The organism is Singulisphaera rosea (assembly GCF_054877945.1).
On record NZ_JBTYIP020000010.1, the window covers coordinates 152,488 to 165,638 of the forward strand.

14 protein-coding genes and 1 pseudogene are annotated in these 13,151 nt (G+C 63.9%); 8 read left to right on the forward strand and 7 right to left on the reverse strand.

Annotated features, from left to right (window positions below):
* Nucleotides 1-22 precede the first annotated feature (22 nt).
* From ACYOEI_RS18600 to dinB, 5 genes and pseudogenes are all read left to right on the forward strand, one after another.
* Nucleotides 23-1,234, forward strand: a complete 1,212-nt coding sequence (locus ACYOEI_RS18600; protein WP_462851047.1) for a selenium-binding protein SBP56-related protein — start codon at nt 23-25, stop codon at nt 1,232-1,234.
* A 477-nt stretch (nt 1,235-1,711) separates the two neighbouring features.
* Complete coding sequence (locus ACYOEI_RS18605) at nt 1,712-2,056, forward strand: AAA family ATPase (protein ID WP_462851048.1); 345 nt, start codon at nt 1,712-1,714, stop codon at nt 2,054-2,056.
* Nucleotides 1,992-2,261 (forward strand): annotated as a pseudogene (locus ACYOEI_RS18610) (AAA family ATPase); the annotation flags it as partial. The gene ACYOEI_RS18605 and the pseudogene ACYOEI_RS18610, both read left to right, overlap by 65 nt.
* Before the next feature lie 176 nt (nt 2,262-2,437).
* Nucleotides 2,438-3,061, forward strand: coding sequence for a hypothetical protein (locus tag ACYOEI_RS18615; RefSeq protein WP_462851172.1), 624 nt, complete (start codon nt 2,438-2,440; stop codon nt 3,059-3,061).
* 391 nt (nt 3,062-3,452) lie between these two features.
* Complete coding sequence (gene dinB, locus ACYOEI_RS18620) at nt 3,453-4,586, forward strand: DNA polymerase IV (RefSeq protein WP_462851049.1); 1,134 nt, start codon at nt 3,453-3,455, stop codon at nt 4,584-4,586.
* Between the two features lie 87 nt (nt 4,587-4,673).
* Here dinB and ACYOEI_RS18625 read toward each other — a convergent pair whose 3' ends face one another.
* From ACYOEI_RS18625 to ACYOEI_RS18635, 3 genes are all read right to left on the reverse strand, one after another.
* Nucleotides 4,674-4,877, reverse strand: a complete 204-nt coding sequence (locus tag ACYOEI_RS18625) for a DUF4351 domain-containing protein (protein ID WP_462851050.1) — start codon at nt 4,875-4,877, stop codon at nt 4,674-4,676.
* A gap of 95 nt (nt 4,878-4,972) precedes the next feature.
* Complete coding sequence (locus ACYOEI_RS18630; protein ID WP_462851051.1) at nt 4,973-5,716, reverse strand: DUF4351 domain-containing protein; 744 nt, start codon at nt 5,714-5,716, stop codon at nt 4,973-4,975.
* Between the two features lie 99 nt (nt 5,717-5,815).
* A complete protein-coding gene (locus ACYOEI_RS18635; protein ID WP_462851052.1) occupies nt 5,816-5,938 on the reverse strand; it encodes a hypothetical protein in 123 nt (40 codons plus the stop codon).
* Between the two features lie 372 nt (nt 5,939-6,310).
* Between ACYOEI_RS18635 and ACYOEI_RS18640 the strand changes: the two genes are divergently transcribed.
* Both ACYOEI_RS18640 and ACYOEI_RS18645 read left to right on the forward strand, forming a co-directional pair.
* Nucleotides 6,311-7,603 (forward strand): basic secretory protein-like protein, encoded by a 1,293-nt coding sequence (locus ACYOEI_RS18640; RefSeq protein ID WP_462851053.1) that lies wholly within the window; start codon nt 6,311-6,313, stop codon nt 7,601-7,603.
* A 79-nt stretch (nt 7,604-7,682) separates the two neighbouring features.
* Nucleotides 7,683-8,645: a diacylglycerol/lipid kinase family protein gene (locus tag ACYOEI_RS18645; protein WP_462851054.1), complete on the forward strand. Its 963-nt coding sequence runs from the start codon at nt 7,683-7,685 to the stop codon at nt 8,643-8,645.
* Nucleotides 8,646-9,187: 542 nt separating this feature from the next.
* On the opposite strand, the gene ACYOEI_RS18650 is transcribed toward ACYOEI_RS18645, so the two are convergent.
* Nucleotides 9,188-9,487 (reverse strand): hypothetical protein, encoded by a 300-nt coding sequence (locus ACYOEI_RS18650; RefSeq protein ID WP_462851055.1) that lies wholly within the window; start codon nt 9,485-9,487, stop codon nt 9,188-9,190.
* Between the two features lie 56 nt (nt 9,488-9,543).
* Here ACYOEI_RS18650 and ACYOEI_RS18655 point away from each other — a divergent pair, with 56 nt between their 5' ends.
* Complete coding sequence (locus ACYOEI_RS18655; protein ID WP_462851056.1) at nt 9,544-10,413, forward strand: hypothetical protein; 870 nt, start codon at nt 9,544-9,546, stop codon at nt 10,411-10,413.
* 229 nt (nt 10,414-10,642) lie between these two features.
* On the opposite strand, the gene ACYOEI_RS18660 is transcribed toward ACYOEI_RS18655, so the two are convergent.
* The 3 genes from ACYOEI_RS18660 to ACYOEI_RS18670 form a co-directional block, all read right to left on the reverse strand.
* On the reverse strand, nt 10,643-12,031 hold the full coding sequence (locus tag ACYOEI_RS18660; protein ID WP_462851057.1) for a hypothetical protein: 1,389 nt from the start codon (nt 12,029-12,031) through the stop codon (nt 10,643-10,645).
* Between the two features lie 144 nt (nt 12,032-12,175).
* On the reverse strand, nt 12,176-12,673 hold the full coding sequence (locus tag ACYOEI_RS18665) for a hypothetical protein (RefSeq protein WP_462851058.1): 498 nt from the start codon (nt 12,671-12,673) through the stop codon (nt 12,176-12,178).
* On the reverse strand, nt 12,637-13,140 hold the full coding sequence (locus ACYOEI_RS18670; protein WP_462851059.1) for an RNA polymerase sigma factor: 504 nt from the start codon (nt 13,138-13,140) through the stop codon (nt 12,637-12,639). Before ACYOEI_RS18670 ends, ACYOEI_RS18665 begins: the two co-directional genes overlap by 37 nt.
* Nucleotides 13,141-13,151: the final 11 nt, after the last annotated feature.

Below are 13,151 nucleotides of genomic sequence, written 5' to 3' on the forward strand. Positions count from 1 at the left end.
AGGTCGCACGGAGGAATTCTCGATGCCAAGCCACCGCGGTCTCGGTCTCTGTCTCGGCGCCCTCGTCCTTTCCCTGACGCCGGCGTTCGCCATGGCCGAGACGTGCCTCTCGCCCTTCGTCAAGCGGCTGGATCGCGCCGAGAAGTACCTGTATGTCCTTTGCGTCGACGCCGACGCCAAGGACAACGACTTCGTCGCCGTGGTGGACGTCAACCCGGATAGCCCGACGTACGGGTCGATCACGACCACCGTCGACCTCGGTAGCAAGGGGAACGAGACGCACCACTGGGGGTTCACCGACGACCGGACGCGGATCTGGGCGGGAAGTCTCTTCTCGAGCCGGATCTGGATCCTCGACGTCGCCACCGACCCGGCGAAGCCACGGGTCGAGAAGGTTCTCGAGCAGATCCCCGCCGAGACAGGGCTCTCGGGCCCGCACACCTATTACGCGCTACCGGGCCGGATGCTGATCAACTTCCTGGGCGCGGCCGATGGCGGACTCCCCGCGGGGATGGCCGAGTTCACCAACGACGGCAAGTTCATCCGCCGCCTCGACAACCCGAGCGAGGCCCCCTACGGCTACGACGTGGCGATCAAGCCCGGCCTCAACCGGATGGTCTCGAGCAGCTTCACCCCATTGCGGAACTACAAGAAACCCCTGGCGCAGATGGACCTGAAGGACTTCGGCAGCGAGATGGTCATCTGGGACTTCAGGGCCCGAAAGCCGCTCCAGGTCGCCAAGGCTGGCCTGGCCCCGCTCGAGGTGCGCTGGAGCCTCAAGCCGGAGAACAACTACGGGTTCACCAACTGCGCCCTCGACAATTCGATCTGGATGTTCCGAGCCCGGCCCGAGGGCTCGTATGAGTTCAAGAAAGTCGCGAGCACGGGCGCCCTCCCCGCCGACCTCCGCCAGAGCCCGGACGACCGCTACCTCTTCGTCAGTTGCTTCGGCGACAACCTCCTCCAGCAGTGGGACGTCGCCGACCCCGACGCCCCCAAGCTCGTCAGCACCGTCTCCCCGGGCGTCCAGCCGAACATGATGCACAACACGTTCGACGGGAAGCGGATGTACGTCACCAACTCCCTTTTGAGCACCCTCGACCACGCCGGCCGCTTCTGGATCCGCCTCGTCCACATCGGCCCCGACGGGATGAAGGTCGACCCGTTCTTCAACGTCGACCTCAACCATCTCCCGACCGGTCCAGCAAGAGGTCACGATATGCTGATCAATTGATAGGCTTTGGCGCGAAGATCGCGGAGAGCATGCCCGAGTCGATCCGCAACCGGTGCGGGAGCCTGGCGGCGAATGGCGCCCACTGTCGCGGATAGCAAGTTTCAAGACCGGGGGGGCGGCCCTCCCCGACTTGAAGTATATCCCGGCGACCCGGCCGAGCATGTCGCGGTTGCCCATCGGCACACGCCTCGACGGCACCTCGTGCAGGGCCTCCGAACTCGCCCCGTCGACTGATGAACGCAACCGGCTTGCTCCCAGTCACCAACGTCCCGTTTCGCACCGTCGGGCCATTCGTGCCGACCCATTCCGGCAACGACGAGAAGTGCGAAGGGTCGCGGTTGAAAGGGGGCGAGCATTCTCTGCCCGCCCACGACGGATCGCCTCAATCACGCCGGATATGTTAGGCCAAGAAAAGGTTGCGAGTTGTAAGCTGGCAATCCAGCCACGTCTCATTCCTACACTCGCGAGGAAATTCCCGTGGCGTCCCCCTCTCTTGCGTTAGCCTCGCTTTCGATCCGGGATTTCCGGGGGATCGACCAACTCGACCTCGATTTTCGCGGTCCCGACGGCCACCCCAATCAACTCGTCGTGCTCGCGGGTCCGAACGGTTCCGGTAAGACGGCTGTCCTCGAAGCGGCCCTGATCGCGGCCGGCGGCGACAACCTTGTCGTGGGACCGAAGGGGGGCCGGGCAAGCCGGGCCGTCGGCCTCTTTTCCAGGCCGTCAGCAAAACCTGCTCGAGCAATACTACGACTGGATGGAGTCGATCAACCGGGCGTGGGCCGACTTCTACACCGAAGCCCCGGGGAAATTTGTCGTTGATCTTGTCGAGTCCGACCAAGAAGGCATCGGTGCCTTCGAGCTCTTCTACGATCGGCCTGGCTCAGAACGGCTGGAAGTCGATTATCTCAGCGCGGGGCAATTGGAGCCCTTCCTGTTCCTGGCGGCCCTGGTGTTGAACGACGACCGCGAAGGGATCGTGTTCATCGACGAGCCCGAACTGCACCTCGATCCGCAATGGCACCGGCCAATCCTGCGGAGCCTGATCCGACTCCAACCGAAGGCCCAGTTCATCGTCGCCACCCACCCACTCGCCCGAGATCGACGACGCAGCTCGGTCGTACGAGCGTCACGTCTTGGTCCCCGAAGACGACCCGCGGGCTCGACTCTGGCGGCCCGTCGGCGCCGAGGCGTGATCCCCGAATGCCCCGCGACGTCGCCCGTGCCTCTCTGTACCGCGGGACGATTAACCTCTGGGTCGAGGACGAGCTTACCCGCTCCTACCTTTCCGTGGTATGGAACGACAACCCGGCCGTTGCGTTCTTCATCGCTGGGGGTAATGAAGGAGTTCATGCCGCCGTCAAGGACGCCGAGAACGCTGGCCTTCCCACCGTGTTCGGCCTGCTCGATCGAGACTTCCGTCCGACGAACCGGAACCATTGGTTTACCCCGGGCAAGACGTTTCGCACATTCGTCTTGCCTGTCCACGAGATCGAGAACTACCTGCTCGATCCTTCCGCTCTCGCGGCTTGTGCCTTGAATAACCTCAAACGATCGGTGTCCCAGATCGAAGATCTCCTTGCCGCCGCGGCAAGACGCCTGACCTGGTGGGCCGCGTGCCGAGATTTGGTGGCGGAATTGAAGCATCGGTTTCGTAATGACTTCATTCCTGATCCACCCCGAAACATCGCGGACGAGGCGGCGGCGACCAAGCACATCTGCGACTCTGCTTGGTTTTCCAAACTCTCCAACGAGTTTATGCGTAGTGCCAACCCCGACGACGTGCGGCAACTCCTGGTCGAGGCCTACACGAACGCCTTGGATTGAGTCTCTGATGGGCGCTGGAGGATCGAGTTCGCAGGTAAGGACTCCTACCGCGACGTCGGTAGTCGAATCTGCGACCAGAATCGGCTTCAAGGATACAAGCCGACACCGATTTCGGATCCGCCTCGTTCCCATGAATTCCGACGGAAGGCTGGAACAGACAATCTTCTGCTGCGTCGACGGGCGCAGAGACCGGAGCGATTCCCCACCGTCAGTCCGTGACGCCGGCAAGACTGTGCAACAACCAAACAAGGAACCTACGACACAACCGGGCGCCGCCACAGAGAATTTCGGTATACGCACGACCACTCGTCAGGTAGATTCATTGGCAGGTGCAACGACACGAGCGGGTTGATCAGTGAGGGTGGCCTCGCGGCCTCTTGGCGAGATGGCGGTGCCGGAGCAAGAGAGTTGGGAACGAGGTAGTACCACGCTCGACCTGCCGGGAGTAGTCAAGCCTGCTCGTCGGCGTAAGATCATTCATATCGACATGGACGCGTTTTACGCGTCCGTGGAGCAGCGTGACAACCCCGAACTCCGGGGCAAGCCCGTCGCGGTCGGCGGCTCACGCGAGCGCGGCGTCGTGGCGGCGGCGAGCTACGAGGCCCGCAAGTTCGGGGTCAGGTCGGCGATGCCGTCGGTGACCGCCAAGCGGAAGTGTCCGGACCTCATCTTCGTGAGGCCGAGGTTCGAGGTCTATCGGGCCGTATCGCATCAGATCCGGGAGATTTTCGCCGCGTATACACCGATCATTGAGCCACTCTCGCTCGATGAAGCCTACCTCGACGTCACCGAGAACCTGAAGGCCGTCGCCTCGGCGACCGAGGTCGCGGAGCGGATTCGGGACGCGATCCGCTCGGAAACCAAGCTGACCGCGTCCGCGGGCGTCTCTTATAACAAGTTCCTCGCCAAGATGGCGTCGGACGAGCGAAAACCCGACGGCCTCTTCGTCATCACACCAACGATGGGCCCGCGCTACATCGAAGACCTGCCCGTCGGACGGTTTCACGGAATCGGCCCCGTGACTCGAGACAAGATGGAGCACCTCGGAATCCATCACGGAGGCGACCTCAAAGCCCGGACCCTGAGCTTCCTCCAGCAGCACTTCGGAAAGGCCGGCTCCTACTTCTACGCCCTCGCGCGAGGGATCGACGAACGCCCGGTCTGCGCCGATCGCATTCGCAAGTCGGTCGGAGCCGAGACGACGTTCCCTGTGGATCTCATCACCCTCGATGAAGCGAAGAAGGCGCTCGCCCCCCTCATCGCCAAGGCGTGGGCCCACTGCGAGGAATCCATACTCCGGGGACGCACGGTTACGCTCAAGGTCAAGTACGCGGACTTCCAGCAGGTCACCCGAAGTTGTACGGAAGACGCTCCGATCGCGACCCAAAGCGTCATCGAGGCCATCGCCTTCGCGCTCCTCGAGCCACTCTTCCCCGTCAGCAAAGGAATCCGGCTACTCGGCGTGACCCTCTCGTCTTTCGGGAACCACACCGGGGGTGAGCATCAACTTCGTTTGCCGATTTGAGTTGCCCCGGAATCCATATGCCTCGACGGTACTGCCATCGATCGGCAAGGACACCCACGCCACGCAATTCAAACATTCCAAAATCATTCACGTTTTGAAATTCAATTCATGGAATGACTCTGCCGTCAGAATCGCAACCGCCAACGATTCGAGTTTCTCGGGGCCCAGATCGTCAAGGAGTTGGATGACCCCAGGGTTTAGCGGACCGAATCGGGCCTCGAGTTGCTTCCGGAGTAAGGTTCGTTGGCCTTGCTGGAAGCCTTGCTGGAAACCCCGATCGAACGTCGTCATCGCCACGGCTTGGGCCCCCGATAGCGATCGGTCCGCACTAGCGTTTGCAACTCTACCGCCTGCACCTCGTCCGGCCAGTCCAGGGGGAGGTCCCGTCAGACATCCTCCAAACCCAATTCCTGGAGCGACCTCGCCGTCAACACGGCCAGCGCTATTGCCTCGAATTTCTCGACGTCCAGCTTGTCGAGGCGTTGACAGACCCCAGGGTTCAGCGGACCGAAACGGGCCTCGAGCTGCTTCCGGAGCAAGCCTCGTTCGCCTTGCTCTTGGCCCTTCTCGAACGTCGTCATCGCCATGGCTTGGGCCTCCTGATACGGCTCGGTCCGTAGTAGCGTTTGCAACTCTTCCGCCTGCACATCGTCAAGACTGGCGTAGGCCTCCAGACAATCCAGCAGGAGATAGCGGCGGTAGTCATTCTCTCGCGCCTCCGCCAGACGCTGCAACGCCTCCGCGTGGACCAACGCCCGACGAGATGCTGGCACCCGCATCAAGGCCGTCAGCGCCACGCCGAGTAGGTGGGGGCCGGACACGTATTCCTCGCCATCGAGCGCCGGCAATCCTACGTAGGCATACGTGAAGGAGACCAGCCGATGGTCCCGGTACATTTCTTCGTAGACGTCCCACCCGACTCCGTCCAGCCCCACCCGAAGGTACAACGCGATGGGCAACACCGGCAACCCGTGCTGGCGGCGGAGTTGCTCGTAATACGAGAGCATCCGAGGACGCAACGGCGCCACGGTGTCCTGCGACTCGATCTCGACGTGGATCAAGGTCAAGCAGCGATCCGGCACGGGGGCCGACGTCGCCACGGGAGGGGGCACGCCAGGCCGCAGGGACATCCGGGCGACGAGATCCAGGGACCGACGCTCCCCTCGCGGGGGGTCGGTGAAGACCTCCTGCTCGAGCCGGTCGACGCTCGAGAAGTCGAATCGGTCGGCCTAGACCGGGAAGAACGTCTCGAAGAACTCGCCGAAGAAGGTCTTCAGGAGCGACTTGAAGCGTTGGTCATGATCCACCATGGCATGCGTCCCGAACGGCGGAGGCCGGGAATGTCGTCGCACGGACCAACGACCGCTTCTTTGATTATCGTCACCGGAAGCGTCCGCGAACAGGAATCAAACCCGAGTCGGCTTCCCTGGAACCCTTCCGTTTCAGTAACGCATTTTCTCGACGATTCTCACGACACGCATCCCTCGACCCGGGCTCGCGAACGTAGGCGTGAGCAACTCTCGTCGCCGCCCGGCCGGGGCGAAGGACGAGTCGATTGGTGTTTCGGGAGCGTTCGCTCGTGGTTACGATCGGAGATCTCGGAGCGTCTTGATCCCCTGCCGAACGAATGGACGAGGGCAGGGGAGGTCGCGACGCCAGGCGATCACGGGGTCCCGGACGGAGTGTCGGGGTCACGCGCAGACGCCCTCCCAAGAGGAAACAACATGGCTCGAGGTCGCAACGTTCTCATCTTCGCTCTCCTCCTCGGATCAAACCTCGGCCCAGGCAAGTCGGCCCGGGCCGACGACCCGAAGGCGCCGGCGGTGCGGGTCAGACTGGATGTCTCCGAGGTCCCCGAGCTGACGGCCTGGGGTGAGAAGGCCAAGTCCCTCTGCGAGACCTGGTATCCGAAGATCACCGAGATGCTCGAGACGGACGGCTTCCGTCCTCCCAGGTCGGTGACGCTCGCGTTCAAGAAGGACATGGACGGTGTCGCGGGCACCTCGGGGTCGAAGATCGAGATCAGCGCCAAATGGGTCCAGGAGCATCCGGACGACTTCGGCATGGTCATCCACGAGCTCGTCCATGTCGTGCAGTCGTACCCGGAGTACCGCCCCAGTTGGGTCGTCGAGGGTATCGCCGACTACATCCGCTACTGGGAGTTCGAGCCGAAGTCGGGCGGGCGGCGATTCGACCCGAAACGGTCGAGCTACCGCAACGGCTATCAACCCGCGGCCTCCCTCCTCGCCTGGCTCGAGGAGTCGAAGCGGAAGGGGATCATCGACGAGCTCAACCAGGCCCTCCGCAAAGGGACCTGCACCGAGGCCACGTTCAAAGAATTGACGGGAACGAGCGTGGATCAGCTCTGGAATGAGTTCCTTGAGGCACGTCGTCGAGGTCCTCGCTCGGACGCGTCCCCGAAGAAGAGCCGGCTCGCCGACATCGGGCCGGCCCCCGCCGTCAACCTCACCGACTCGTCGAAGAACCCGTTCGACCTCGCCCGCCTGCGAGGGAAGGCCGTGCTCGTCAGCTTCGTCTACACCACCTGCACCGGGACCTGCCCGGCCACGACCTTCAGCCTCGGTCGGATCCAGACGGCACTCCAGAAGGGCCATCGCTGGGGGACCGACGTCGAGTTCGTCTCGATCAGCCTCGACCCCACGAGGGACACGCCCGAGGTGCTCGACAACTATGCCAGGCTCCACCGCGCGGACCTCGCGGCCTGGCACTTCCTCACCGGTCCGGCCGAGACCTTGAACAAGACCCTGGCCGACTGGGGGATGTGGGCGAAGGTCGGACCGACCGGCGTGCTCGACCACCCGTCCAGGATTTTCCTGGTCGATCCCCTCGGGCGGGAACGCGAGATCTACAACCTCGAATTCCTCACGGCGGACTCGGTTTTGCAGGACATCGAGCTGGTCCTTGCTGAAAGCAAGGCCGGCGCCGAAACTGGGGCCGAAACGGATAAGGCCACAGGATTTCGCTTGCCGCTCGCCGACGGCACCGTGAGCCGTTGAGGATTGCCAAGGCGTACGCGCCCTCGCGGGCCTGATGCGGTCCCCCCCATCACCCATTGATCTCGCATGGGAGTGTCCTTTGACAAGCCTCTCGACGACCCGGACGCGAAGGGCCTTCGTGATCCTGAACCCGGCCGCGGGCCGGGGCACCACGGACGAGCTGCGCGACATCCTCGGCCGGCTCTTCTCCGGCGAGGGCGAGGACAGAGAGACCTCCGACGCCCTCTGCGAGATCCACGAAACCCACAAAGACGAATCGATTTCAGAATTAGTCCACGGGGCGATCGATCGGGGCTTCAACCTGGTGGTCGCCGCCGGTGGCGACGGCACCGTCTCGGCGGTCGCGAACGGCCTGGTCGGGACAGAGACGCCGCTGGGGATCATCCCGCTCGGCACGGCGAACGTGCTGGCCCGCGAGTTGGGGATCCCGGTCGACCACGAAGGAGCCTGCCGGCTCGTGGCGGGGCCCTTCGACATCAAGGCGATCGATGCGATGCGGGTCGCCGGATCTTGCTACTTCACCCAGGTCGGCATCGGCATCGACGCGATCATGATCCGGGACACCGACCGCGAGTCGAAGCGTCGGTTCGGCCGCGTCGCCTACCTCTGGACCGCCTTCCGGAACCTCTTCGGGTTCCAGCCTCGGCCCTTCACGCTCGAGGCCGACGGGAAGTCGACCCGCCCGAGGGCCTCGCAGATCGTGATCGCCAACAGCGGGATCCTCGGCCAGCCTCCGTTCCGTTGGGGGCCAGGTATCGAGCCCGACGACGGCCGACTCGACGTCTGTGTCGTCCGCGCCCGGACAGTCTGGCACTACCTCGGGATCTTCTGGCACGTCCTCCTCGGCCAGCATAAGCGGAACCCGAACGTCCGATACCTCGCCGTCACGCACCGAGTGGTTATCTCCACGAAGCATCCCCTACCGGTCCAGGCCGACGGCGAAATCATCGGCGAGACCCCCGTCGAGGTCGAGATCCTCCCGGGCGCCGTCCGGGTCGCCGTCCCGGTCGAGGTCGAGGTCAAGGGCACGTCCACAGCCTGAACCGTCACGAGCCAGCCGAGTGGCCCGCGCCTTGCCAAGGGTGATCACCAATTCCAGGTAGCGATCGCCTTCGGGCGAGCATGGCACGGAACCGCGCGAGATCGCGTTCCGCCTCGTCGTTTCTCCCTGGAGCGGATCTCGCTCGCATGGCACACGCCCATCTGAGTGTGACTGACGCGCGATCGTAAGCGAGTCACACGCTCGTTCCCACGGTCCCCGTGATCCAGTACCCACAAATCGGGGCAAAACTCGCGTTCGCCAAGGACCTCTAGACTTCAGCAGCGTTCATCATCGGGGATTCATGTCTCATTCCCACGGTCCCCGCGGGATTAAGCGATTGATCTTTCACAACTTAAAACAAATAATAGTATTTCCCGTGAGGATGAGATTTTCCGTATGTAATGCGAGAGAAATCCGCTCTCGCTCGACGGGGGCTGTCACGGTAGACGAGGCTGACCAAGTCGGGCCAGAGGGCCGCGACAGGCTCCACTTCGTCGAGGTCGTCGCCAAGAAGTCGGCGAGGCAGCGCCCTCGAATGACGCTCACTTGGCCATGAGGAACGGCTTCTCGGCCGCATCCCGTTGCAGACGTTTCTCGGCCAATTCCGCCGCCTGTTTGGCGTAGTTCTTCTTCATGGGGTCGATCTGCGTCTGGACGGCCTCCGCGAGCACCCGCCGACCGAGGGCCTCCTCGTCCTCGTCCTCGCCCTTTTCCTTGGCCTTCGCGATCAGCTTCTCACCCTCCTCAAGGATCCGGGTGGCTTCAGCATTGCCCAACATCCCCAGCGTCGCCTCCATCGCCGTCCCCGCCAATCCTCCGGCCTCCATCCTCTCGGCTTTCATCCAGTTCAGAAGGTTTTCCCGTAAAGGCCGCCCCGAAGGGATCGCCTGGGCAATCCTTGAGTCCTGGAACTCCCAGAGGTAAGATCCACTTTTCTAAGAGATCATTCGTCGTCTTCCTGAATGCGCCAACGGTCTCGGGCAACACGTTCGTCGAACAGGTCGGCTCGAGCAAGCTCTTCGGAGAGACGTTCTCGGACTCCGCCCTGACCACCACCCTCCACGCCTTCAACACCCAGCGCGACGGCAAAGGGAACCTCATCAACCCCGTCGGCTACGATCCCCACCCGTTCTACGAAGTCGACACCAACAATACCACCGCGGCTCTGAACGTAGACTACACCACCGTGTTCCAGACGTCCCCCTCGTCTGCCAAGAGCATGGCACCCGCGGTGAAAGTGAAGAGCGCTGACGGCATGATGGAAGGGGCGGAGATGGGAGGCGCACTCGTCCTCTTCGGCAAGTCCGGGGTGCTCCCGGCGACGATCTCGACGATCTCCTACACGCTCGCCGGAACCCTGCCAACGAGCCAGCTCCTGGTCGACCTCCAACCGGGCAAGCAGTATCAAATCATCGTGAACGGCTTGTCGACCAGCCTGAATGCCGACGCCCAGGGCACGATCTTCATCACCGGCACCACCAAAGCCATCGCGATCCCCAACGCCCCGGCGCTTCCCCCGACGAACAACTCCCCCGCGAACCTCGAGACCTCGGACTCAAAGAAGACGTCTCCTTCGCCCTCGATCTCCGTTGCGAATGCCAACGCCCCGTTGATCGTCAACCCCCTCGCCCTCGGTGGCGATGAACCGGTCAAGCCCACCCCGATCCGGCTCCGAAGCCCAGCCCGGGTGGCCCCTCGTGGCAATCGCCGCTCGGAGCGCGAAGGTATCGACCCAAACCGGCTTGCCCACCGGCCCGGCCACATTTAAGCATAGCTCACTCGTTCAGGACGCCGAGAAACCCATGAATCCCGCCAGCCTCGCAGCCGTCAACCTCACCTCGACCGGAGGGCTCGCGGCGATCAACGCTACGCGATGACCCGAGACGAACGGTAAACGCGACAGAGGTTGCCAGGCCAGGCTGGCAGCGAAGCTCGGAGGGCGGAAGCCGACGATCAGCATCCGCCACCCGGCGACCCGAGCGTTCGATTCGGCCGACTCACTTCGTGAGCGTAAGCCGATATTCGAGCCGGAAGGCATCTTGGGGAGCGGGGCCGATGAGGGTCGCGCCAAGGTTTTCGAGGCGATACTCAAACGGCTTGCCGGAGTACGGATCGGGCGGAACCGGGGCGAGCTTCACGTCCACTTCGTCGAGTGAGTTGGGAAGCTGGCCCTTCACGCCGGCGTGTAGCCGCAACGCCTCGATGGTCCGGAGTGCGGCGACCTTGCGGTCGAGCACAACTTCGGCCCGATGGCCGGAGATGACGGCCGGGAAGAGACGACTAAACACCCACAGCGGACCATCCTTCTCCTCGGAAAGACGGCGCGAAGCCTGGTTGTGGAAGAACTCGGCTTCGGGGAAGGGGAGCGTCGCCGCCTTGAAGTTGTCGTCGTAAAGCTCGTGGAACCGCCGGCCGTAGAAGAGCAGGATCATCTGGTCATCGTTCAGGCCGTCGAGCTTGCCGAGGCGTGTCTTGAGGTATTCACGGGCCCCCGGCAGGACCCACTCGCGGAAGGCCGCCAGGGTCTCGCCTTGCTTGGCCACGTCTTCGAGCTTGTACCTGGCCCGGATGTCGAGGAGCCGAGCGTGAAGCCTGGCGACCCTCGACGCCCATTCGGCCGGGGTGCGCTCACGATCGAGGTCCGTCATCTCGGGGAGAAGCCACTCGCAGAGCTTGTACTCGTGGGCCAGGGCGCCTCGGATGGGGATCAGGGGGCGGGGCAGGTCCGTCAACGACCAGTACAGGTTCGGCGCCCCGGGCTGGGCCACGAACTCGGCGACCACTTCGAGCAGCACGTGGGCGGAGGCCATTCCGACCAGCGAATTGATCAAGAAGGGCCCATTGTTCAGGTGCCGGCTGAAGGCGATCCCCGTCTCGATCGTCCGGGCGGCGTCGTCGAATTTCTTCTCGACGATCTCGACCCGAGCCTTGAGCGCCAGGAGTCGCGCCCAGGTCCGCATCATCTGGATGTCGGGAAGCAGGATCTCCGGGGAGTGGTCCCTCTCTTCGGGCAAAGTATAGTTCCAGTCGCAGGTCTGCCTCCTCGCACCAAACTCGACCTGTTCGATCCTCGAAGCCCAGCCGTTGACGAACGCCCGCGCCTCCGCCACGGGGAAAGTCTCGAGGGGGAGATCGAGCCAGGCCTTCGGCTTGTCTCCCAGCTCGCGAAGCTTCTCGGGGAGAACTTCGCCGGTCAGCCGCAGATAGATCGGCGCGGCATCCCCGGGGTTGAGCTCTGACTCCAGCGGAAGCAGCCTGTGGCCCAGCGCCGCGGACGGGGCTGGCGACGGATGGATGGTCAACTCCTTGGGCTTCGGTGGAGCTCCCCAAACCTCGACGGCCGGCGACCCGGCGATCAATCCGAGGATCGACAACGCGAAACTCATTCGCACTCTCATTTGCATCACATTTTCTCCGTAAAAACATCGAATTATCAGGACGAACGGGATTCGACGCGTACGGACGACGAACGTCCGTGCCGCGGCACGTCGACGGATTGGCGGCCCTAAGGCGGGTACCGAGGATCGAGGTCAGAACTCGAACGAGGGGTATGCGTCTCGGACGCGGGTCGGGGCGATTACAGGATTCGGGCCCGGCTGAGGAGGGTCCGACGGGTTGGCGGCCGCGGAGGGGCTCCGCTCCTCGATCCCCTCGGCCTGGATCCGTCGGCTGAGCATGAGGTAGCTGTCCGAGGCCTCCACGGCCGACGCCATCAGGACCGGCGGAGGAGAGTCCTGCCCGAGCCTGCTGGGGGTGGGAGGCTTGGAAAGCGCGGCAAGCTCGAGCTCGAGGGCCTGCCGACGGGAACGCTCATGGATGAGGACGCCACCCAGGACGACGACGGCCACCGACAACGCGGCGGAGGTGAAGGCGAGGGCCGATCGTCGGTGCTCGGCAGAGGCCGAGGCGCGTCCGGCCTCGAAGAGCATCCGCTCCCGGCTCAGGCCGACCGAGGCCGGCCGGAGTCGAGCAAGCGGGCGTTCCAGGTCATTCAGGTCGCGCTGGGGGTCGAATCCTGACGTGTCCATCGGCCTTCGAGCCTCTCGTTGAGCAGGGTCAATCCTGCCTGATACCTTCGGTGTGCGGTGGTGACGGAACAGCCTTGCAGGCGAGCGATTTCCTCGAACTTGAGGCCGCCCCAGAACCGGGCGATGATGACCTCGCGGGTCTCCGCGTCCAGTTCGGCGAGCAGGGCCGTGGCGTGGTCGGCGTCGATCCGCTCGTCGTCCGACGAGAACCAGGCGGCGCCCGAGGACCGCGCCTCAAGCCTCCTGCGGCTCCGGGCATCCCGGCCCGCGTTCATCGCCGCGTTCCTCACGACGCGGAAGAGCCAAGGGAGGACCCGCTCGGGCAGGTCCCGCAGCCTGGCCAGCTTCACGAAGGCGTCCTGGACCACGTCCTCGGGCGTCGCGCACCACTGCCGAGCGTAGAGCACCAGCGCGGGGGCGTGCTCATCGAACACCTTGCCCAGGAATTCCGGATCGATGGTCGCCATCCGCCCCCCGA